Raw genomic sequence first — 20631 nt, forward strand, 5'->3', positions numbered from 1 at the left:
CAGCACCCTTCGCCTCGCCGCCGCCGCCGCCGCCGGCGTCGCGATCGTGGGCTGGGGCTGATCGCGTGCACCACGACCCAGGGGAGCACCCTGAGCCTGCGGGCAAACGGGCCCACGTCCGGGACCATCCGGTCGGCCCGCTGAACGAGCTGGTCGAGCAGTGGCGGCTCGATGGTGCGAACGGGACCAGGTTCGTGCCCTGGTTCGACCCGGCCGGTGCGGGCACCAAGGCCCAGGTCCTGCTCCTGATGGAGTCACCAGGGCCCCAGACGGTCGCGGTGGGCGATCTGGGTTTCAGTTCGCTTGACAACGAGGATCCCACCACCCAGAAGGTCCGTCGGGCGATGACCCTTTCCCGGCTCGACCCGGCACACTGCCTGCGCTGGAACGTCATCCCCTGGGCACTGCTCGGACCGGACGGTCGACGCCGCAGCCCCCGCGTCGACGACCTGGAAGACGCCCGCCCGGCCCTGACCACGCTGGTCAGCGGACTGCCCTTTCTGAAGGTGGTGGTGACTTTCGGCGGAGCGGCTCTGGAGGGTTGGATGCGCTACCTCACGCTCACCGATACCCCGGTCCTCGTGCCCACCCTGGCCGTTCCCCATCCCTCACCAGCCAACGGACATCGGCGCCACGAGGCGTTCCTGCGCACCACCTTCGCGCTGGACCGAGCCGCAGATCTCTGCCGGTGAACCGCCGAGCCACGGTCAGCAACCCATGCCGTTGCCCTCTTGAAAGAACCGCTGAAGCCGTGGGGATCTAGTCTCGTGGGCATGCTCCAAATCATGGCGCGTACAGCACTGGCACTTTCCGTCGTCATGGCTCTCACCAGTTGCGGAGAACCTTCAGAGACGAGCATCCCCGCCTCGGGCGGCGACACCTCAGGTAAGGCGATCGCCATTGAAGGCTCCTCCGCGCTGCAATGGGGCGACGGAGCCTACGGAGTCGTACTCGCGCACGGCGCTGCCTTCGATGCTGCCAGCTGGGAGAAGCAGGCCGTCGCGATAGCCCACCAGGGAGCGACCGTGATCGCGGTCGAGAACATCGACCCCGATGCGATCCGCGACGCCGTAGAGAAACTGCAGGGCGAGGGAGTCGCTGATGTCGCTCTCATCGGGGCCAGCGCGGGCGCCGATGCCATTCTCGATCTCTCGAGCCGGGACCCGCGCCTGGCCGATCAGTTGATCCTTTTGTCGCCCAACGCAACCGTAGACGGGCTCGGGGACCAACCCAAGCTCTTCGTGGCGAGCAAGGACGAGCCCCTGGCCCACGTCTCGACAGAGCTGGCCGAGTCTGCGCCAGGTGACGACAACGTGGTGAAGATCCTTGCGGGCTCGGCCCACGCGCAGAACATCTTCGCAACGAATCTGGCCGGTCCGGTACTCGACGCGATGCTGGAACGTCTGAAGCGCTTTGCCCCTCGCTGAGACCGCGCTCATCGGGAGGTCGACCACACCGCAGGCGGTCTGAATCGGCGGCGCGCCAACGTCATACCCAGATTCGTTGAATCGCTGTGCCCCGGCTCCCGCGTATCCGCAGGGACCGCTGAGGCCGATGAGCTGCTGACCGCGGTGTCATCGTCATGGACCTCGGCGTAGGGGACCCGGGAGTGGTCGTTGATGACGGTGTTCACGAACGCGTGGCCCCGCTTGGGGTTGTGATGCTTCTTCCTGTCGGCGGCGGTGCGCCGCTGTCGGCAACGCTTGACGTGGGGCCGCGAAATCTCGCGAGCGAACGGACCGCCACCGACAACGCGGTGCGTCGCCACGCCAGAGCGGTGCGCTCGGGCTGCAGGCCTCTGTGGCGCGAGCCACCTGAGATGACCCCTTCCCGGCATGGGAAGTGACAGGCAGAGCTTCGGACGTCCAAGCGCGTCAGCGGACCCCTTGGCACTGGCGAGATGGGTGAAAACGTGCCCGTTGGCCACAGGTCAGTCAAGCAGTCAGTCAAGCATTGGGTGGTTTCGGCCCAAGGACGTCGTCACGGGCGGCTTCAAGCGAGATGGCCCCCGACCAGCGCTTCCGCTGGCCAGGGGCCATCTCGTGTTCTTGTGGAGCTGAGGGGATTCGAACCCCTGACCCCTTCCATGCCATGCACCTTCAGCACGTCCACCGGTGTCCCGGCACGTCCACCCGAGCACGACCGTTCCCCCAACGTCCCTCGAAATGCGCCAAAACACGCCGCCGTTGTCAAGCAGCTAGTCAAGCATCCGTCGGACCCCCGTGCCCCCGATTACGCGCGACCTCGCAGCGCGGACGTCGCGGCCCCGAGACGACCGCGCGCAGCCTCCGCCCGCGGAGGCGCAAGTGGGAACAACGCAAACGGGTCAGGCGACCGGTTTCTCGCGACTTGATTTGAGGATGCTCAATGTCCATCTGGTGCGCAAGCGGTATACGTCGCCGGGCCTAAGCACTGAGGAGGGAAAGATTGGGGTCTGCTGCACCACTAGGTGACTCGATCGGTGGAGGCACGTGACCGGCTGGCGGCGGAAAGACGCTGCTAAATCGGTGGGTCTCCCACGCCTGACCCTGACATCCTGCTGCGATGAGCAGGCAGACAGTGACCCTTTGGCGACCGACGGGCCCAAAGGAGCTCGCACTGGTCGAGGCCACCGGATGGCATGCGTGGCCGCCACGGTTGCCAGACCAGCCGATCTTCTACCCGGTGCTGAACGAGGACTACGCCACACGAATCGCTCGTGACTGGAATGTGAAGGCGAGCGGGGTCGGCTATGTGACGCGATTTGAGGTCGAGAAGGATTACCTGGACCGGTACGACGTTCAGCAGGCTGGAGGCCAGACCATCCTCGAGTACTGGATCCCGGCCGATGACCTTGGCGAGTTCAACAACCACATCGTGGGGCTGATCGAGGTTGTTGCGGAGTTCCACTGACGCGGCGAAAAGACCGTCCTTTCGGTCACGCACTGCGTACGCCGTTTCCTCCGGAAACGATCCGGCAGGATGGCCTCGTGGCATGGGTGGGTGAACAGATACTCGATTCAGGAACTCGACAGGCATATGCCCTCGTCGAGGCCGCGGCCGACTGGTCTCCGTGGTCCCCGTTCCTGACGGGGCAGACCTCTGCGCCGCGGCTGCCCGGCGTGTACCTCTTCCGCGAGCCTGGATCCCAGGTGATTCGCTACGCAGGCATGGCAGGAGAGCGCGCCGGAAGCGGACGCCCCATGGGACTACACGGTCGGCTTTCTGTCTACCGAACTGGTAAGGGCGCCGTGAGCGGCTTCGGTGAGGCCGCACTTGATCGGGCACTCGCCGATCCGCATTGGATCGGGGTCCAGCTTGACCGCCTCGAAAATGAGGGACCAAGGCGGGCCAAGGAATGGGCGGCGGACGCTATCTTGCGGCTCTCTCCTGAGGTCAGCTGGACCATCGTCACCGATGGCCCCAGCGCAAAAGTCCTCGAAGGCGAGCTTGTCCCACTCCTGCGACCACACGGACTCTGGAACCGGTGACTTCGCGGCGGAAGGCAGCAGGTCTCGGCGAACTCCAGCGTGGGCTGTGCGCACGGGCCAGCACGGACGGGCGCCAGCCCCGCGCCTCTCCCCTTCCCCATGCGAAGGTTCACTGCGGCCGATGGCTGCGCGAATGGTGCCCCCTTGGCCACGTCTCCCCATGAAAGGGGATCGAAGTAAGGGGTATTGATGCGTGTCGGACTGCCTACACGGAGACAGCCGCGTCGCGGAGTGACGAGCGGTACCGCAGCGTTGGGCGCGCGGCTTCCGTCCTGGCTGGGCCACGCATCCCTTTTCGCCGGCCAGTCGGGTCTGGACGAGTACCTTCATCACGTCTGGGATCAGATAGAGGCTCGAGCCTCGATCGGCTCCGCGTGGTCCAGCTGGCCAGTCCTAGTACTGCTTGTAGCCTCGGCTGCGTGCTTGTTGGCCGTGGCGGCCCGGCAAGGCACGCGCATCCCTCGAAGGCCAGGGATGGCAGCGCGCCGCCAGGTGCAAGGCAGTGCCGGCCAACGTCGCCTGCATCAAAGAGCAGCCGCCCTACGACCGTCCATGACTCGAACCGCGACGTCTCAGGACCTCGGTTACCACCTCGGGGAGTCCTGCGGAGTTGCCTGCTTCTGCTCGGTCGAGGACTCCGTGGTGGTCCTGGGTCCTCCGCGTGCGGGCAAGGGGCTGCATCTGGCCATTCCCATGATCCTCGACTCCCCGGGCGCCGTGCTCACGACGAGCACTCGGCCGGACAACCTCACGGCAACGCTGCGGCGGCGAGCGGCATGGGGACCGGTCGCGGTGTTTGACCCACAGGGACGCGCACCCGGCATACCGTCCGCCACTCGCTGGTCCCCCATCCGGGGCTGCGAGGACCCGCACACGGCCATGGTGCGCGCGAAGGCGCTGACGAGCGGCACTGCCGCTGGCACCACCGACTCCAACTTCTGGCAGGCCTCGGCCGAGCAGGCTGTGCGATGCCTGCTCCACGCCGCCGCCCTGGGCGGCTACTCATGCTCGGAGCTGTTCCGGTGGTCACTGTCCGCCGTCCATGCCCGCGAAGCCGTCCAGATCCTCAACGGCCACCCCGATGCCGCCGCGGGGTGGTATCAGGGACTCGACGCGATCATCAGCGCAGACCCGCGCCAGCGAGACTCGGTCTGGGCCATGGTCACCATCGTCTTCTCCGCGTTGGCCGACCCCCGCGTCATGGATGCCCTCTCCCCCTCCCCTGACGAGGTCTTCGACCCTGGCGATTTCCTCCGCAGCGACGGCACGGTCTACCTGCTGGGCACCTCGACTGGCAGTGCAGCCACGGCAGGGCTGGTCGGTGCATTCGTCGAAGACGTCGTCGAAGCCGGTCGCCGCATCGCTGCGCGCTCCCCCGCCGCCCGGCTCGACCCTCCCCTGACGCTGGTACTGGATGAGGCTGCCAACTATCCGTTGCCGTCCCTGCCCGCCCTGATGTCCGATGGAGGAGGCACAGGGATATCCACCGTCGTGGTGCTGCAGTCGCTTGCCCAAGCGCGCGCGGTCTGGGGTGAGCACGCCGCCTCCGCGATCTGGGACGCCGCCATCGTCAAGGTGATCCTCGGTGGGGGCTCGAACGCACGGGACCTTGAGGACCTCTCCAAGCTCCTCGGTCAACGCGAGGAGAGGCAGACCTCCACCAGCCGTGGTGCCGACGGACGACGGACCCACTCCACCACGACGACACGGGTCCCCATCCTCGAACCCGCCCAGCTGCGCACCCTGCCGTTCGGCAAGGCGGTCATGCTTCTTCGCGCCGCCCAACCCATCGACCTCGCCCTGACCCCATGGACGAGCCGCAGGGATGCCAAACAGCTCGTCGCCGACCGCCGACTCCTGGAGGAGGCGATCCATCGTGCGAACGCGTCCGACGAATAGGCGTCGCCGCGTCGACCAGATCGCCCGCAGGGCGGCCTACGACGCCTACCTCACCTCCGGCGGATGGCGGGCGCGACGGCACGCTTGGTATGCCGCCTGGCTGACCTCACATGGAACCCCACCCCAGTGCCTGGTCTGCGACCGGGTCTGGTGCCCCCGCAGTGGGCACTTGCATCACCTCACCTACATCCGTATCGGGCGTGAGGACGATGACGACCTCGTACCATTGTGCGCCCGAGACCACAGGCAGCTGCACCGCGTTCTCGCGCGCAGCGCGGGCTGGCGGCACCTGAGCAGACGGCAGGCGAGCCTGGGGATCATTGCGCTCCTTCGACGTCGCGGCGCCAGCCAGCGGGACGCTTCGTGAGCGGTCAACCAGCTCTCGCCTTCGGCGACGACGAACATGCGGTGACCTTTGGTCAGCTGACCGGACCTCTGCACCTGCCGTCGCTGTCAGGTGTCGTCCGTGAGCGGGTGAAGGCGGAGCTACGCGCGTGGGTTGCCGAGCTGGTGCGACGCTTCTGCGTCGACGCCCGGGCGATCCCGCCCTGCTGGGAGGAGCACGGCGGCATGGTCGAGGCCTTGCTTGCCCTGAAAGACCATGAGCGGGCCTGTTTCGCGCAATCTGCGGCACCGACCGCGGCCGTCGACTGGCTGCGCGCTCTGCAGGACGTGACGCATCTCCTAAGGGAACTCAACGCGGTGACCCAGTGCACCATGCGAGAGCACCGGGACCCGCCACAGCGACCCGCGCTCTGATCGCCGGTTGGGCTGCCACTTCATAGTGCCCCCACGCCGCCGTTGTCCAGAGGGAGCGCGGGAAGGGCCCGCGCGGGGAAGGCCGTCATGAGCGCCACCTCGGAAGGGACAGACCAGAACCGCGCTGTCGAACAACTGATCGCACTGTCCCGCAACGCACATGAGGGCGTTGACCTGGACGACCCCGCGGACTACTGGTACCGCCTCGGGCAGCGCAACGCCTACGCCCACGCTGTCGGGCTCACCCTCAGCAACGGCGTCGACGATGTCGCCTTCACCGTCGCTGACCGGATCACCGGTGCGCTCAGTGACGGCGTCCACGAACTGAGCGCACTGACGATGGCGGCCTCCGGTCGCGCGCCCGGCGACCCCACGCCCAACTCACTGACCTGGACCGGGCCACAAGCGTTCAAGGCTGCATACGGACACCTGCCTGGCATCGACCGCGACTACGGCATGCGTTGGGGTGAACGCCGCGAACAGCGGATCTCGCTGCGCCGCACCGCCGCCGCCAGTGAGGGCCTTCTGTATGCCTACGACCCCACCTGGGACGAGTACGCGGCCATCAGCACCCACGCCCCGGCCGATGCTGTGGAGTCGACGTTCGCCAAGGCCATCGAGGTCGACATGCACATGACTGTCCCGCAGTTCGCGGAGCTCTTCGCCGGCCAACTCCTCGCACGGAGCAGCGCGATGCAGCGCCACCCATCGCGGGGAGTCGAGCTGTGACAGCCACCTCCGCCTCCGTCGACGTCGCCGAGGTCCGACGCCATCACCCGATCGAAGACGTGATCACCGCATCCGGCGTCAGGCTTCGCCGTTCGGGGCACGGCTTCATGGGCTGCTGCCCGTTCCACGACGACTCCACCGCTTCCCTGTCCGTGGGGGGCAAGGACCCGGACCGGTTCCACTGCTTCGGGTGCGGCGCCTCAGGTGACGTCATCGACTACGTCCAACGCCACGAGGGAGTCGGTTTTCGCGATGCAGTCGCCCGCCTCGAGAACACCGACCGGTCGACGCGAACCGCGCTGGGACGACAGCCATCGCAGACCGAGCCCCCACCATGGAGGCTCATCAGCGTCGACCGCGCCCACGCGATCCACGAGTTGGCATGGGAACACCTCACATCGAAAGTCCGGCACGCGTTCGCAATCAGCTACCTGCACCACCACCGCGGCATCGACGTCCGCGAGCTCGAGTCGGCTCTCGCCCAGCCAGTCATCGGTCACAGCGGGCGCAGCTGGTCCTGGCTGACCGAACGCCTCCTGCGCGATGGGGTATCGGTCGACGAGCTGCAGGCCGTCGACCTCGCGCACCGCAGCAGCTCCGGCCTGCTGTACGACACCTTCCACGACCGCCTCATGGTTCCAGTCCGTTCGGGCACCGGACACATCGAGGGCTTCATCGGTCGCAAGGTCGACGACATCGAGCGGGGACCGAAGTACCGAAACCCCACTCGCACCGCGACCTTCGACAAGTCCCAAGTGCTCTACACGCCCCTCGTCGAGCCTCCGGTCGCCCACGCGACGGCGGTGGTCGTGGAGGGCCCACTCGACGCATTGGCCGTGGCGGCCTCAGCCGCACAGGCAAATCGTCTCGGCGAGTTCTGGCCGTGTTCCACCAACGGGGTGACGGTGTCTTCCACCCAGGCGGAGCGCGTGGCCACCTCATGCGCCAAGCGCATCGTCGTCGCCCTGGACGGAGACCAAGCCGGCGCCGAGGGCACCCAGCGGTGGGTGGACGCGGTATGCCGCGGCATGGGTCACCCGGCGATGGTCACTCGACTCCCGGGCGGGCTTGACCCCGCCGAGTGGATCGCGACGCAGGGTCACCCGGGCCTGTCGGCCTTCGACCCGCAGCACCAGTGGAAGCGGAACGTCGTGGCGCCCAAACCGCCAGGGCACGAACTGGTGCGGGCCATCGCAGCACGGTCCCGCGACCCCCTGCAGGAGACCATCGACACCGTCGTACCGCTGAGCCTGCTGACCGCCTCGCCCCGAGAGGCGGCCAAACTGTTGGCACAAGTCGAGGCTGAACTGACCCAGCACGGCTGGGACCCAGCCGCGACCGCAATCCCCGTACTGCGCCGCCGGGCCATGGAGGCTCACGCGGTCGAAGCCAGCATGCACCCAACCGCTGCCCTCTCGGTCGATAGCCCCGGCCCCAGCCTCTAACAAGGCACTCGAGCACACGGCACACCCAAGCGAGGAAGCCATGACCAGCGCCACCGAACTGCTCGACCGGGCAGCAAGCCAACTGCATTCGGCAGCCGAACGGGTCGACAATCTCGCGGGCCTGCACGACTCACCGTCGTTGCGCGCGTTCGCCGGCCAGATCCGCCTGAACGCCGCCGGGCTCAGCCCCGACCAGTGGCCCACAGCCGGCCCGCCGGCCGCCGGATCGATCCTGGAGCAGCTTCAGGCCGCACTCAACACGCTCGACGAGATCCACCCGCTTGAAGGGCCGCCAGACCTCCCGCTGTGGGCGCGGCACGTCGCCGACCTCGTGCGAATCGCCAAGGACACGGACGCGCGATGAGCACCACCAGCGCAGCTGACCTTCTGGCCCACGCCGATCTCTTCACCCGGCAACTGCGCGACAGCGAAGTCCCCATCACCAGGGAACAGTGGGCCACTTTCGACGTGACCGTGCACCGGCTCATGTTCGAGCTCGCAGGACCAGACGCGATGCACAGACCCGGCACGACGCGCACGGCGCTCGCGCCCACCCTTGCCGTGTTCCGTTCCTACCCCGAACCGCTGCGGCATCCCTTCGACACCCAGCTCAGCCTCGAACAGGCCGCCGCGCTCACCGGCAAGAGGGCCGCCTACTTCCGTCGCAGGGTGCAGCACGGCAACCTGCACGTGGTCCACGACGCGGGCGTTTACCTGGTCAAGACCCGTGACCTGGACGTGGACCCCGACATCACCCCGGCGGAGCTCGGCGACCCGCACCCGCTTGCACGAATCTCCTGCACGCTCGGCGCAGCCGCAGACTTGGCCGTGGCCCAGCGACAGGTCGAGCAGGCCCGCTTCATGGACGACGCACAACTGGCCGGCACCTACATCCACATCCTTTCCCTCACCTACTCTGCAGCACGTCACGCCCTAGCCCATGGCGCAGTAGTGGACGCCGACCGCCCGCTGGCCATCTCGCAATACGCGGAAAGGTCCATCGACGCGCTCCGCGAAGGTGCGCAGCGTCCCCTCGCGCTCGAGCGGCTCACCGCCACCTCGCCGGAGCCGGCTCCAGCGACAATCAACGAGCGCCTCGAAGCAGCCGTCGAACACTGGACGAAAGCCGCCGAGCTGGAGCTCCTCCGGCTCGTTCCGAGCGCAGACACCCTGCGCATGCTGGCCAACCAGGGAGCCCACCTGTACGCGGTTACGCACCAGGTACTTACCGCGCCCCATGGCAACCTCGAGGACGCGCTCGACGGAGCCAGCACCTCTCTGGTAGCTGGTGCACGCGCCTTCCAGTCCGCCGACAAGTCCTGGGCACGGCTCACCACCGCAAGCCGCAGCAGCACCGAGTTCGTCGCCGCCAGTCGTGAGCTCTTCAACGCCCTCAACGAAGTCGGTGTGCACGCATCCGAACCAGCGGATGTTTGGGACAGGCCACGAGGACTACGCGACCTCACCCACGGTGTCGAGACTCTTGGACGAGTCATGGAGCTGAGTCAGACGCTTCCAGACCGACTGCTCCGATCCGGACTCGTCTTCGCCCCCGCACGAGCCCTGCCGGTCTCCGTGACCCGGATGCCAGCCAAGAGTCAGGGCAAGTTCGTCGCCGTCTCCAGCCACGAGGTGCCCGACCTCCAGATGCTGTGGAACGAGGCGTATCGACAGACGCAGCAGGTCAAGCACTCCATGGCACGGCCCGACCTACATCCCGGTCCCTCGCCAGTCCAGAGACTGCTCGAGCTCTGACCCAGCCACAGGGCTCTCCACGCGAGCAAGGCTTGTCGCCGTCCGGTTTACCCTCCGGCTTTGGTCGAGAAGAGCCAGGAAATGACGAGCACCCTCACAAGCTCCATCCGCACATTTATGCAGGTCAGAGACTATTCATGAAGTAGGACGAGTAACGACGCGCGCTCCCTCCGGATAATCAACGGATTCGGGGCTCGAGAGCACACCACTCTCGTCTCGAACTCACTGCACGTGGTTGAGCAGCAGCGCCGGCAACGATCACGCAACTCCAAGGTCAACTGAATGTGCTGACGCCAGGGCCAAACGGCGACCTGGCGCGGATGGTGCCCCCTCGTCACCGTTGTCCAGTCGAGAACGACAAGGGAGAAACCATGACCGCAGTGGCAGAACGCGCACTCCTCGGCATCACGGAAACAATGGAGCTGCTCAGCATGAGCCGCACCGTCGTCTATGAGCAGATCCGTGCAGGCCGCTTGCAGACCGTGCACCAAGGGCGCCGCTGCTACGTCACTGCGTCGGCGATCGAACGTTACGTCGCCCTGCTCGAGTCCGAGGCGGAGGCGGATGGCCACACGGCGTAGTCGCGGCGAAGGTGGTGTCCACTTCTCGGAGTCACGCCAGCGCTGGATCGCGACCGCTCAGGTGGGCTTCCACCCAGACGGCAAACGCATCGTCAAGACTGGGACCGGTCGCACCAAGACCGAGGCCAAGGACAAGCTCCAGAAGCTCATTCGCGACCACCGCGATGGCATTTCGGTAGCAGCCCGCATGACAGTTGCGTCGGCCATCGAGGACTGGCTGGAGTTCGGTCTGGCCGGCCGGTCCGCGAAGACCATCACCACGTGCCGGATCCTGGCCAACGGACATGTCATCCCGGACCTGGGCGCCAGAAAGGTGCAGGAGCTCACCGCCGAGGACGTGGACCGATGGCTCAAGCGCAAGGCACCTGACCTCAGCCGTGCCACCCTGCAGCGCATCCTCTCCATCCTGCGTCGAGCCCTGTCTCGCCAGGTGGCCCGTGACCGGCTCCGGCGAAACGTCGCGTTGCACTGCGAGGTCCCGCAGGGACGAAAGGGGCGCCCGTCCAGGGCGCTGACCTTCGAGCAAGCTGCGGCCGTGCTGGCCGCTGCGCGTGGAACGGACATGAATGCCTACATCACGCTCAGCCTCGTCACGGGCGCCAGGACGGAGGAGCTGCGCGCCCTGACCTGGGCTCACCTGGACCTGACCGGCGACCTCGCGTCGAAACCACTGCGGCCGCCGACCATTCAGGTCTGGCGGTCGGTGCGTGAAACTGGCGACACCAAGACCAAGCGGTCACGACGGACCCTTCGGTTGCCTACCGTCGCCGTCGAAGCGCTCACGCTTCACAAGCTGGAGCAGGACCGTCGCAGGGAGGCAGCCGGGGACAACTGGACCGACAACGACCTCGTCTTCTGCACCGATTCCGGGCTCGCCCTGGACTCGGCGAACGTCCGCCGTGCCTTCCGCAGCGTCGTGCGCCGAGCTGGCTTGGTCGACGGGACGTGGACACCCCGCGAGCTCCGGCACAGCTTCGTCTCGATCCTGTCCGAGGCGGGAGTCCCCCTGGAGGAGATCGCCCGGCTGGTCGGCCACCGGAGCACCACGGTCACCGAGGCGGTTTACCGAAAGCAGCTCAGACCCGTGCTGACCGAGGGCGCGGAGGCCATGGACCGCATCTTCGTGCCGGAGGACGTCCGCCCGCGTCCGGACTCCGTTTCGACACCGGAACCGGACCCAAAAACGGATCCTTAGTCAAGCAGTTAGTCAAGCATCGCCCTTGAGGGCCGATTCGAAGCCCTACGAACAACAGCCCCTGACCGGCGTTTCCGCAGGTCAGGGGCTGTTTCGTTCTGGTGGGCGATACTGGGTTTGAACCAGTGACCTCTTCCGTGTCAAGGAAGCGCGCTACCACTGCGCCAATCGCCCGAGGTGGAGCATTTCGGGTTCGTACGTAGTCGAGGTGGAGACGGGATTTGAACCCGTGTACGCGGCTTTGCAGGCCGCTGCCTCGCCTCTCGGCCACTCCACCGTGAAGGCGGTCAAACCCTCCGAGCGGATGACCGGGCTCGAACCGGCGACCTCAACCTTGGCAAGGTTGCGCTCTACCAACTGAGCTACATCCGCATTACACGCGCGTTGGTGACGAACGAGAAGCTTTTGGCTACCCGCTGCGCGTGCGTAGAAAACTTATCGGATCAGGCGCTTCCTCTCCAAATTGGGTGTCGTCCGTGTCGTCGGGCACGGGGGTCAGCGGCTTGCGCGCCTCCTCCTTCAGACCCTCCAACGACCCCGCCAGCTCCGCCTCAGCCGTGCTCAACCGGCCCTCGTCGGAGCTCGTATGGCGCGTGCTCACCCCTGCGTGGACCGCTCCGTTCCGCGTGCTGGCCTCCTGAGCAGCCAGCAGCCCGGCGACGCCCCCGGAGGCCGCAGCAGCAGCCGGGACGGGCGCAGGACGCAACGAACCCGGCGCGGAGGGACCAGCCTTGCGCTCGGCCAGCCGCTTCTTCACCCACGTGACGAGCTGGGCGCGCAGCGACTCGCGCTCCTCGACCGGCCACAGCATCCGGATGGCGGCGTTCAGGGCGGCCCCGATGAGGACGGCGATGGCCAGGGCGTAGAGGAAGATCAACAGGGCGATCGGCGCCGACAACGGCCCGTAGATCGACGTCCCACCCAGCGAGGCCGCGATGGTGCCGCGCAGCACGTACGACGACAGCGACCACAGGACGAGCGTCAGCACCGCCCCGGGCACGTCGCGCATCCACGGGGTGCGCCGCGGGGTGGAGATGTGGAACAGCGTCGCGATGCTCGCCACGGCCAGGACGGTCACGACCGGCCAGTAGAGCCAGGCGAGGAACTCGGTCTCCTTCGGCAGCAGGTCACGCAGCCAGGTCGGTCCGATCACGACCAGCGGGATGACGACGACGCCGACCACGAGGGAGAGGAAGTACAGCGTCAGCGACAGGGCGCGGGTCCGGACGATGCCGCGCACCCCCGACTGCCCGTACATGATCGAGATGGTGTCGACGAAGACGTTGAGCGCGCGCGAGCCGGACCAGACCGACAGCAGGAAGCCGACCGAGATGAGGTCGAACCGGCCGTCGGTGAACACGTCCTGCACCGTCGGTAGCAGCGTGCCCTGGATCAGCCCAGGGGTGAGGAACCGCTCTGCCCACTCCTGGATGCCGGCGATGATCTGCTGCACGGTGCTCTGCCCCAGCCACTTGCCGAGGTAGCCGACGCCACCGAAGAGCCCCAGCACCAACGGCGGCAGCGAGAGCAGCATGAAGAAGCCTGCCTCGGACGCCAAACCGGTCACCCGGTACTTCAGGCAGACCCTGATCGTCTCCACCGTCATCCGGGCCACGGACATGGCTCCGGGCACGCGCACCAGCTCGCGTCGGACCCGCGCCTTCACACTCACCCGACCACGGTATCCCGCATACTCTGCCGTCGTGCCCACCCACGCCGTCACCAACCAGGTCCCGCCCCTCCCGGACTACAACGCGCTGACCGCCAATCCCGCGCTCTCCGAGGCTGTTCGACGCTGGGCCGATGACGCGGCACACGACGAGGTGGAGCAGCTGGGAGCGCACTCGGGGTCGGCGCAGGCGCGCGTCTGGGCCGAGCAGGCGAACACCCACCACCCCGTCCTGCGCACCCACTCCCCCACCGGCGAACGCCTCGACGAGGTCGACTTCCACCCGGCGTGGCACGCGCTCATGGACGTCGCCGTCAGCGGCGGACTCACGGCCGAGCCGTGGACGCAGCCCGGGGGACGCGGGGCGCACGTGCGTCGCGCGGCCGGGTTCACGACGTGGTCCGAGGTCGAGCAGGGACACCTGTGCCCCGTCTCCATGACGTATGCCGCCGCGCCGGCCCTCGCGGCGAACCCCGCCCTCGCGGCGCGCTGGGTCCCCCAGCTCGCCTCGCGCAGCTACGACTCCGGGCTCCGTCCGCTCGACGCCAAGTCCGGGGCGATCGCGGGCATGGGCATGACGGAGAAGCAGGGCGGCTCGGACGTCCGCGCCAACACCACCCGGGCGGTCCTCACCAAGGACGGTCCCGTCGCAGGCGGGGACACGTACCGCCTGACCGGTCACAAGTGGTTCTGCTCGGCACCGATGAGTGACGCGTTCCTCGTGCTGGCCCAGACCGAGGCCGGCATCGGGTGCTTCCTCGTGCCACGGGTCCTCGACGACGGCGAGCGGAATCCCTTTGCGCTGCAGCGCCTCAAGGACAAGCTGGGCAACCGTTCCAACGCGTCGTCCGAGGTCGAGCTCGAGGGCACGTGGGGCGTGCGCGTCGGCGACGAGGGCCGCGGCATCCGCACGATCCTCGACATGGTCGCCGCGACCCGGCTCGACTGCATCCTCGGCTCGTCGGCCACGATGCGGGCGGCCCTGCTCCGTGCCGTCCACCACGCACGGCACCGCCGCGCCTTCGGCGACCTGCTCGTCGACCAGCCGCTCATGCAGAACGTCCTCGCGGACCTGGCGCTGGAGTCCGAGGCTGCGACGACGCTCGCGCTGCGGCTCGCGCACGCGGTCGACGAGGGCGACACGGCCTTCTCCCGGCTCGGCGTGGCGCTCGGCAAGTACTGGGTCTGCAAGCGGACGCCGGTGATGGTGGCCGAGGCCCTGGAGTGCCTGGGCGGCAACGGGTACGTCGAGGAGAACGGCCTTGCCCGGCTGTACCGCGAGGCGCCGCTCAACTCGATCTGGGAAGGCTCGGGAAACGTCAACGCCCTCGACGTCCTGCGGGCCGCCAGCCGTGAACCCGCATCGGTCGAGGCCTACCTCGACGAGGTCCGCCGCGCCCGCGGTCACCATCCGGCACTGGACCAGGCGATCGCCGCGCTGCCGGACGTCCTGGCCCGGGCCTCTGACCCGGACGCGCAGGCGAGTGCCCGCACGTTGGTCGAGCGGCTCGCCCTCACGCTGCAGGCCGCCCTGCTGGCCCAGCACGCCCCGGCGGTCGTCGCGGACGCCTTCATCGCCAGCCGTCTCGGTGGTGACCACGGCGTGACGTTCGGGACGCTCGACGCGGGCCTCAGCTCGACAGCAGCGGTGGGCCTGGTCGAGCGGGCGTTCGCCACTTGACCGAGGCGCGCCACCCACGAACGGATGATCGACGCGGACGCACGGCGGCCGCATACTCGGCAGCATGAGAGGTCAACCCGGACGGGGAGCCTTGATCGGGCTCTTCCTCGGTGCCGTGACTGCGGCGCTCGTCGTCCTGCTGCCTGCAGCGATGAAGGGCCTCAACTACATGGACGTCCTCGACCCGCTGCTCTACATCGGCGCCCCGATCGTCGTGCTCTCAGCGTGCGGCGGTGCCATGCTCGGCGCGCCGGCGCCGCGGCCACAGCACGAGGTGTGGATCCGCCCCATCCGCAAACCCGGCCCTGCCGCCATGGTGGCCGGCGGCTTCGTGCTGCTGACGATCTGCGCGATCGCCGTCTGGGTCCTGCTCTGGGGGTTCGGCCACGCCCCGGCGCCGCCAGGGCTGCGCCAGCTCTGAACCGTTGGTCCTGGATCCGTTGGTCCTGGATCCGTTGGTCCTGGATCCGCTAGTCCTGGATCACCGAGAGGACGTTGCCGGCCGGGTCGGTGAACCACGCGATCAGCGGGCCGCCACCGCGGAAGATCCCGTTGTCGTCGGTCGCCATCGGCGTCCCCTCGTACTTCTCGAACTGCACGCCGGCGTCGGTGAGAGCGCCGACGGCCGCCTCGATGTCGGCGACGGGGAAGTTCAGGACGGTGAAGCCTGCGGGCACGTGGTCGGGCTTCGGGTAGATGGTCGCGCGGTGTCCACCGCCGAGGTGCAGCGTGAGGATGCCCATCTGCTCGCTCACCTCGAGACCGAGGACGCCGCCGTAGAAGGCACGCGCCGCCTCGATGTCGTCGGCCGAGAATCCGCTGAATGCCTTCGAGTCGCTGAGCATGCCCAGCTCCTTTCGCTCAGTGGCAGCAGCGGGTTGCTACCGCCTCCACACATACCGACCCGCCGCCGCCTCCCAACTCATCGCTGCGGTGTCAGGTGATGCGCAACCGCTCCTGCTCGGCCTCGACGTCGTAGTCGACGGCGGGCCACTGCGGATCCATCGCCTCGAGGTGCTCCAGCACCAGGCTCTGCACGGCGAGCCGGGCGTACCACTTCCGGTCGGCGGGGACGACGTGCCACGGGGCGGCGTCGGTCGACGTGCGGTCGAGGACGGCCTGGTAGGCCTCCTGGTAGTGCGGCCACTCGAGGCGCTCGTCGACGTCGCCGGGGTTGTACTTCCACTGCTTGTCGGGTCGCTCGAGGCGCTCGGTCAGCCGCGCCTTCTGCTCGTCCGAGGAGATGTGCAGCATCACCTTGACGATCGTGGTCCCCTCGGCGACGGCCTTCTCCTCGAAGGCGTTGATCTGCGCGTACCGGCGCGACCACGTCGCCTTGGGCACGAGGTCGTGGACGCGGACGATGAGGACGTCCTCGTAGTGCGAGCGGTCGAAGACCCCGATCTGACCGGGGTTCGGCAACGCGTTGCGGATGCGCCAGAGGAACGGGTGGCGACGCTCCTCCAGCGACGGTGCCTTGAACGCTGTGTAGCGCACGCCCTGTGGGTCCATGTGGCCGACGACGTGGCGCATGATGCCGCCCTTGCCGGAGGTGTCCATGCCCTGCACGACGAGCAGCAGGGACCGGGTGCCGTTCATCTTGGCCTCGGCGTACAGCCGTTCCTGGAACTCGCCGATCTCCCCCGCCCTCAGGTCGAGGGCCTGCTTCCCGGCGACCTTGTCGCCGTCGAAGGCAGGAGTCGACCGCGGGTCGCACTCGGCGAGGACGAAGCCCTCACGGGCCCTGAGAGCCTCACTGAACGACACCGGGGACAGGGGCGCGACCTCGGCCGGCTCAGCCTTCGGGTTCTTGGTGGCCCTGACGGCCTTCTTCGCCGAGACCTCCTTGGCCAGGGCGGCCTTGAGCTCGGCCTTCGTGGACTTGCCGGACTTGGTGGACTTCTTGTCCTTCTTCGCCATCTCGGCATCCTGTCACCGGTCGTCACCGCGCGCGAGGGCTGTGAGTCGGGAGATGGCCCGGTAGTACTTCTTCCGGTACCCGCCGGCGAGCATCTCCTCGGAGAACACCTGGCCCAGTGGTTGGCCGCTGGCGAACACCGGGATGTCCGCGTCGTACAGGCGGTCGGCGAGGACGACGAGGCGCAGGGCCACCGCCTGGTCAGTGACGGGCCGCACGTGGGTCCAGGCGATCGCGCTGACCCCGTCGAGAAGCGTGCGGTAGCGACTCGGGTGGACCGTCGACAGGTGCCGCGTCACGTCGACGAAGTGGTCGAGGACGGCACCCTCGCGCTGACCGGCTGCGCGGACCTCGTCCTCGGTCAACGGCGGTGGGCTGTCGACCGTGTCGCGGTGCCGGTAGTCGGGTCCGTCCACCGTGAGGACGTCGAACCGTGAGGCCAGGGCCTGGATCTCGCGCAGGAAGTCCTCCGCCGCGAACCGTCCCTCCCCCAGCGCGTCGGGCAGGGTGTTGCTCGTGGCAGCCAGCGACACCCCTGCCTCGGTCAGCCGGGCGAGCAGCGTGGCCATGAGGACGGTGTCACCGGGGTCGTCGAGCTCGAACTCGTCGATGCAGACGAGGGTGTGACCGCTGAGCGCCTCGACCGTCTGCGCGAATCCCAGTGCCCCGACGAGGTTCGTGTACTCAACGAAGGTGCCGAAGGACTTGGGCCCGTCCGCCTCGTGCCACAGGCTCGCCAGCAGGTGCGTCTTGCCGACACCGAACCCGCCGTCGAGGTAGATCCCGCGCCCCGCCTGCGGACGCTTCTTGCGCCGCCCGAAGAGGCCGGTGCCGCCGCGCGCGGCACCCAGCGACGCGGCATACGCCTCGAGCCGCTCGACGGCCGCGGACTGGCTGGGCTCGGCGGGGTCGGGGCGGTAGGTCGAGAACCGTTCGGCGTCGAACCTCGGCGGGGGCACGAGGTCGCGCACCAACCGTTCGCGGTCGAGCTTCGGTGAGCGGTCGGTCAACGAGGAGGGCACGCAGGAAGCCTAGGTGAGGCAGACTTCGCGCCATGCGCCTGCTGCTCAACGAGACCGGTCTGCCCTCGTCGTCCTCGTCGTCCTCGTCGTCCTCGGCGGACGCCGGCTCCAGCGACCTCGATGAGGCCGCCCTGCGTGAGGTGTATGCCGTGCCGGCCGACCGAGCGTGGCTGCGCGTCAACTTCGTGGCTTCCCTCGACGGTGCCGTCACCGGTGCCGACGGCCGCTCCGGGAGCATCAACACGCCTGCGGACTTCCGCGTCTTCTCGGTGCTGCGTCAGCTCGCGGACGTCGTGGTCGTCGGCGCGGGAACCGTTCGGGCAGAGGGGTATCCAGCGCTCCAAGACGAGGACCCGGACGCGCCGGTCCTGGCCGTGGTCAGCAACCGGGGAGAGCTGCCGCCGACCGTGGCCGCCATGACGTCTCCTCAGGGCGCAGCGCTGATGATCACCTGCGAGCACGCGGCTGCGGAGAAGGTGGAGGCTGCCAAGGGGGTCCTCGGTGAGAGCAACGTGATCGTCACCGGCGGTGAACGCGTCGACCTCGTGGCGGCTCGTCAGGCGCTGGAGGAAAAGGGATTTCGGAGCATCCTGTCCGAGGGTGGTCCGTCGCTGTTCGCCACCATGCTCGAGGCCGGAGTCGTTGACGAGGTCGACCTCACCTGGGCACCCACCCTCGTCGGCGGCGACCACGGCCGGATCGCCGGAGGGCCGGACCTCGACGTGGCCCTGACGCCCATGCTTCTCCTGGAGGAGGACGGGACGGTCCTCGGTCGATGGCGCGTGGGCCGCTAGATCTCTGATCGCGGCTGTCCGACGGTGCCCAATTCTGTTCTGCTGTGGGCGAACTCGCGTACTTCAATTGTGGACTTCTCTTCCCGATGAGTTCGAACACCTGTACGATTGAGGTATGTCGACCGCTCCCCTCAGCACCGTCCCCGACGCACTCGCGCCGGGCAGCTGGGGTGTGCGGAACCGGGCCCTGTGGGACCGGACCGCCGCCGTTGCAGGACAGTTGAACCGGGTGCAGGCGGAGCTGGTCGACATCATCGACGAGGTCATGACCGGCGGTCACTGGGGTGAGGGCGGGTTCAAGTCCCCCGAGCACTACCTGGTGGTCCGGGCCGGGTTGGCCCCTGCCCACGCCGCCGACATCGTCGCTGTGGCTCGGCGCCGGTCGGAGCTGACCGACGCCGGGACTGCACTGTCTGCCGGTGAGCTGTCCCTGGACCAGGTCGCGGTCCTGGCCCGCAATGTGCCCACGAGTCACCAGAAGTCGCTGACCCGATTCGCCCGCGAAGCAACCGTGCCCCAGCTACGTCGTGCGGTCCGGATGCACGCCTTCCCTGCCGATCCAGTACCCGAACCGGGCGACGACGGACCAGCAGCGACCATCACCGCGCCAGACGCCCGCGCCCTGGTGAGGGAAGAGCACGACGCCGCGAAGGCCTCGGTCGCGGAGCAGCGGGCCTGTGCGCGGCCCGAGCTGACCATGACGTACGACGCTGATGGTCGGTTCCAGCTGCGGTACTCCGCGCCCGCGACCATCGGCGCGCTGGTCGAACAGGCCGTGAAGGAGGCCAAGGACGCGTTGTTCACCCTCCGCCGCCGTGAGACCGACAACAGCACCAGCGACTCTCCGACCGACAGGGACCAGCTCCTTGACCAGCATGCTGGGCTGCCGACCTATGCCGACGCGCTCGAGGAGATGGCCAACCGGTCCCTGGCCTCAATGACGTCGACCTCACGGGCGGCGCACTACCGGGTGTACCTGCACCTGGACACCAATGGTGCCTGGGTCACCGGCGGGCACGCGATCCCCAAGCGGCTGCTCGGGCGCTTCGTGTCGGATGGCGTGGTCCAACCCGTCTGGGAAACCCAAGGGCGACCGGTCTCGGTCGGGCGGTCGATGCGGATCCTGCCCGAACGCTCCCGACGCCTGGTCCTCGACCGCGACCGAGGCTGCCGGTTCCCCGGCTGCCCCACCACCAACACCGGCTTCGTCGAGATCCACCACCTGCACCCCTGGGCCGACGGCGGCACCACCGACACGACCAACCAGATCTCGTTGTGCACCAGGCACCACGACGGCATCGACCGTGGCGACTACCAGATCACCGGCGACCCCGACCGACCCGACGGACTGACCGTGGTCAACCGGTACGGGCTACCCATCCGCCCACCCCGACCCGACGAGACAGCACCACCACCCGGCGGCGACCCGACCGTCCCGGCCGGCACCTACCGACCACCCACCGGCGGCAACGCCAGCTGGAACGACATCGAGCTCCCCTCCGACCTCGAGATCGACCACCCCGAACTCGCCCGCACCAGACCACCCGGACAACCCACCCGCACACCCCGCACCCCAACCAGGCGCAGGACCACATCCTCCGGAGCCGGACTCGTCATCATCTCCGAAGGCCTCATTCCCTGGGAATGACGACTCAGCCTCGACGCCCCCACGCGATAGTTCGCGGAAGCCCCACCGCCCAGGCAGATCCACGCC

Annotated in this window: 20 protein-coding genes and 3 tRNA genes; 15 read left to right on the forward strand and 8 right to left on the reverse strand. The window is 68.1% G+C overall.

Features of this window, described 5'->3' with window-relative positions:
- The first annotated feature begins 65 nt into the window (after positions 1 to 65).
- Together ABD286_RS02580 and ABD286_RS02585 are read left to right on the forward strand one after the other, a co-directional pair.
- Positions 66 to 692, forward strand: a complete 627-nt coding sequence (locus ABD286_RS02580; protein ID WP_056914740.1) for a uracil-DNA glycosylase — start codon at positions 66 to 68, stop codon at positions 690 to 692.
- 81 nt (positions 693 to 773) lie between these two features.
- A complete protein-coding gene (locus ABD286_RS02585) occupies positions 774 to 1427 on the forward strand; it encodes an alpha/beta fold hydrolase (RefSeq protein ID WP_344189961.1) in 654 nt (217 codons plus the stop codon).
- Between the two features lie 202 nt (positions 1428 to 1629).
- Here ABD286_RS02585 and ABD286_RS18865 read toward each other — a convergent pair whose 3' ends face one another.
- On the reverse strand, positions 1630 to 1893 hold the full coding sequence (locus ABD286_RS18865) for a DUF202 domain-containing protein (RefSeq protein ID WP_369796206.1): 264 nt from the start codon (positions 1891 to 1893) through the stop codon (positions 1630 to 1632).
- Positions 1894 to 2544: 651 nt separating this feature from the next.
- Between ABD286_RS18865 and ABD286_RS02595 the strand changes: the two genes are divergently transcribed.
- The 9 genes from ABD286_RS02595 (at position 2545) to ABD286_RS02635 (ending at position 11833) form a co-directional block, all read left to right on the forward strand.
- Positions 2545 to 2892, forward strand: coding sequence for a hypothetical protein (locus ABD286_RS02595; protein ID WP_056914741.1), 348 nt, complete (start codon positions 2545 to 2547; stop codon positions 2890 to 2892).
- Between the two features lie 1130 nt (positions 2893 to 4022).
- Positions 4023 to 5369 (forward strand): type IV secretory system conjugative DNA transfer family protein, encoded by a 1347-nt coding sequence (locus ABD286_RS02600; protein WP_344193228.1) that lies wholly within the window; start codon positions 4023 to 4025, stop codon positions 5367 to 5369.
- Positions 5370 to 5732: 363 nt separating this feature from the next.
- A complete protein-coding gene (locus ABD286_RS02605) occupies positions 5733 to 6128 on the forward strand; it encodes a hypothetical protein (protein ID WP_056918546.1) in 396 nt (131 codons plus the stop codon).
- Positions 6129 to 6215: 87 nt separating this feature from the next.
- Positions 6216 to 6857 carry a hypothetical protein gene (locus tag ABD286_RS02610; RefSeq protein ID WP_344189964.1) on the forward strand — a complete coding sequence of 214 codons (642 nt, stop codon included), beginning with the start codon at positions 6216 to 6218 and terminating at the stop codon, positions 6855 to 6857.
- On the forward strand, positions 6854 to 8302 hold the full coding sequence (locus ABD286_RS02615; RefSeq protein WP_344189966.1) for a CHC2 zinc finger domain-containing protein: 1449 nt from the start codon (positions 6854 to 6856) through the stop codon (positions 8300 to 8302). Before ABD286_RS02610 ends, ABD286_RS02615 begins: the two co-directional genes overlap by 4 nt.
- Positions 8303 to 8342: 40 nt before the next feature.
- The gene (locus tag ABD286_RS02620; RefSeq protein WP_344189968.1) at positions 8343 to 8666 is read left to right on the forward strand and encodes a hypothetical protein; all 324 of its coding nucleotides are present in this window, start codon (positions 8343 to 8345) and stop codon (positions 8664 to 8666) included.
- Positions 8663 to 10057 (forward strand): hypothetical protein, encoded by a 1395-nt coding sequence (locus tag ABD286_RS02625; protein ID WP_344189970.1) that lies wholly within the window; start codon positions 8663 to 8665, stop codon positions 10055 to 10057. The genes ABD286_RS02620 and ABD286_RS02625 overlap by 4 nt, the downstream gene beginning before the upstream one ends.
- Before the next feature lie 371 nt (positions 10058 to 10428).
- Entirely contained in the window at positions 10429 to 10638 is a 210-nt protein-coding gene (locus ABD286_RS02630; RefSeq protein WP_056918510.1) for a helix-turn-helix domain-containing protein, read from the forward strand.
- Positions 10622 to 11833 carry a site-specific integrase gene (locus ABD286_RS02635; protein ID WP_344189973.1) on the forward strand — a complete coding sequence of 404 codons (1212 nt, stop codon included), beginning with the start codon at positions 10622 to 10624 and terminating at the stop codon, positions 11831 to 11833. Before ABD286_RS02630 ends, ABD286_RS02635 begins: the two co-directional genes overlap by 17 nt.
- 99 nt (positions 11834 to 11932) lie before the next feature.
- Here the strand turns inward: ABD286_RS02635 and ABD286_RS02640 are convergent.
- The 4 genes from ABD286_RS02640 to ABD286_RS02655 form a co-directional block, all read right to left on the reverse strand.
- A tRNA-Val gene (locus tag ABD286_RS02640) sits at positions 11933 to 12007 on the reverse strand.
- A 32-nt stretch (positions 12008 to 12039) separates the two neighbouring features.
- Positions 12040 to 12110 (reverse strand) — tRNA-Cys (locus ABD286_RS02645).
- 22 nt (positions 12111 to 12132) lie between these two features.
- Positions 12133 to 12205, reverse strand: a tRNA-Gly gene (locus ABD286_RS02650).
- 37 nt (positions 12206 to 12242) lie between these two features.
- Positions 12243 to 13505: a YihY/virulence factor BrkB family protein gene (locus tag ABD286_RS02655; RefSeq protein ID WP_344189975.1), complete on the reverse strand. Its 1263-nt coding sequence runs from the start codon at positions 13503 to 13505 to the stop codon at positions 12243 to 12245.
- A gap of 31 nt (positions 13506 to 13536) precedes the next feature.
- Between ABD286_RS02655 and ABD286_RS02660 the strand changes: the two genes are divergently transcribed.
- The gene (locus ABD286_RS02660) at positions 13537 to 15183 is read left to right on the forward strand and encodes an acyl-CoA dehydrogenase family protein (RefSeq protein ID WP_344189977.1); all 1647 of its coding nucleotides are present in this window, start codon (positions 13537 to 13539) and stop codon (positions 15181 to 15183) included.
- A gap of 64 nt (positions 15184 to 15247) precedes the next feature.
- Positions 15248 to 15604 (forward strand): hypothetical protein, encoded by a 357-nt coding sequence (locus tag ABD286_RS02665; RefSeq protein ID WP_344189979.1) that lies wholly within the window; start codon positions 15248 to 15250, stop codon positions 15602 to 15604.
- 49 nt (positions 15605 to 15653) lie between these two features.
- Here ABD286_RS02665 and ABD286_RS02670 read toward each other — a convergent pair whose 3' ends face one another.
- The 3 genes from ABD286_RS02670 to zapE form a co-directional block, all read right to left on the reverse strand.
- On the reverse strand, positions 15654 to 16028 hold the full coding sequence (locus ABD286_RS02670) for a VOC family protein (RefSeq protein WP_344189981.1): 375 nt from the start codon (positions 16026 to 16028) through the stop codon (positions 15654 to 15656).
- Positions 16029 to 16119: 91 nt separating this feature from the next.
- Positions 16120 to 17103, reverse strand: a complete 984-nt coding sequence (locus ABD286_RS02675; RefSeq protein WP_344189983.1) for a polyphosphate kinase 2 family protein — start codon at positions 17101 to 17103, stop codon at positions 16120 to 16122.
- A 12-nt stretch (positions 17104 to 17115) separates the two neighbouring features.
- Entirely contained in the window at positions 17116 to 18123 is a 1008-nt protein-coding gene (gene zapE / locus ABD286_RS02680) for a cell division protein ZapE (RefSeq protein ID WP_425565304.1), read from the reverse strand.
- Positions 18124 to 18155: 32 nt separating this feature from the next.
- Here zapE and ABD286_RS02685 point away from each other — a divergent pair, with 32 nt between their 5' ends.
- On the forward strand, positions 18156 to 18917 hold the full coding sequence (locus ABD286_RS02685) for a dihydrofolate reductase family protein (protein ID WP_344189985.1): 762 nt from the start codon (positions 18156 to 18158) through the stop codon (positions 18915 to 18917).
- A gap of 115 nt (positions 18918 to 19032) precedes the next feature.
- On the forward strand, positions 19033 to 20565 hold the full coding sequence (locus tag ABD286_RS02690) for an HNH endonuclease signature motif containing protein (RefSeq protein WP_344189987.1): 1533 nt from the start codon (positions 19033 to 19035) through the stop codon (positions 20563 to 20565).
- The last annotated feature ends 66 nt before the right edge of the window (positions 20566 to 20631 follow it).

The organism is Pedococcus aerophilus (assembly GCF_039532215.1).
In the GTDB taxonomy this organism is placed as follows: Bacteria; Actinomycetota; Actinomycetes; order Actinomycetales; family Dermatophilaceae; genus Pedococcus; species Pedococcus aerophilus.

Excerpts from the sequence above, each read along its gene's own strand:
- ABD286_RS02685 (WP_344189985.1), top strand. The coding sequence starts at position 18,156 with ATGCGCCTGCTGCTCAACGAGACCGGTCTGCCCTCGTCGTCCTCGTCG.
- ABD286_RS02630 (WP_056918510.1), top strand. The coding sequence starts at position 10,429 with ATGACCGCAGTGGCAGAACGCGCACTCCTCGGCATCACGGAAACAATG.
- ABD286_RS02620 (WP_344189968.1), top strand. The coding sequence starts at position 8,343 with ATGACCAGCGCCACCGAACTGCTCGACCGGGCAGCAAGCCAACTGCAT.
- ABD286_RS02635 (WP_344189973.1), top strand. The coding sequence starts at position 10,622 with ATGGCCACACGGCGTAGTCGCGGCGAAGGTGGTGTCCACTTCTCGGAG.
- ABD286_RS02625 (WP_344189970.1), top strand. The coding sequence starts at position 8,663 with ATGAGCACCACCAGCGCAGCTGACCTTCTGGCCCACGCCGATCTCTTC.
- ABD286_RS02670 (WP_344189981.1), bottom strand. The coding sequence starts at position 16,028 with ATGCTCAGCGACTCGAAGGCATTCAGCGGATTCTCGGCCGACGACATC.
- ABD286_RS02600 (WP_344193228.1), top strand. The coding sequence starts at position 4,023 with ATGACTCGAACCGCGACGTCTCAGGACCTCGGTTACCACCTCGGGGAG.
- ABD286_RS02585 (WP_344189961.1), top strand. The coding sequence starts at position 774 with ATGCTCCAAATCATGGCGCGTACAGCACTGGCACTTTCCGTCGTCATG.
- ABD286_RS02610 (WP_344189964.1), top strand. The coding sequence starts at position 6,216 with ATGAGCGCCACCTCGGAAGGGACAGACCAGAACCGCGCTGTCGAACAA.
- ABD286_RS02675 (WP_344189983.1), bottom strand. The coding sequence starts at position 17,103 with ATGGCGAAGAAGGACAAGAAGTCCACCAAGTCCGGCAAGTCCACGAAG.
- ABD286_RS02595 (WP_056914741.1), top strand. The coding sequence starts at position 2,545 with ATGAGCAGGCAGACAGTGACCCTTTGGCGACCGACGGGCCCAAAGGAG.
- ABD286_RS02690 (WP_344189987.1), top strand. The coding sequence starts at position 19,033 with ATGTCGACCGCTCCCCTCAGCACCGTCCCCGACGCACTCGCGCCGGGC.
- ABD286_RS02665 (WP_344189979.1), top strand. The coding sequence starts at position 15,248 with ATGAGAGGTCAACCCGGACGGGGAGCCTTGATCGGGCTCTTCCTCGGT.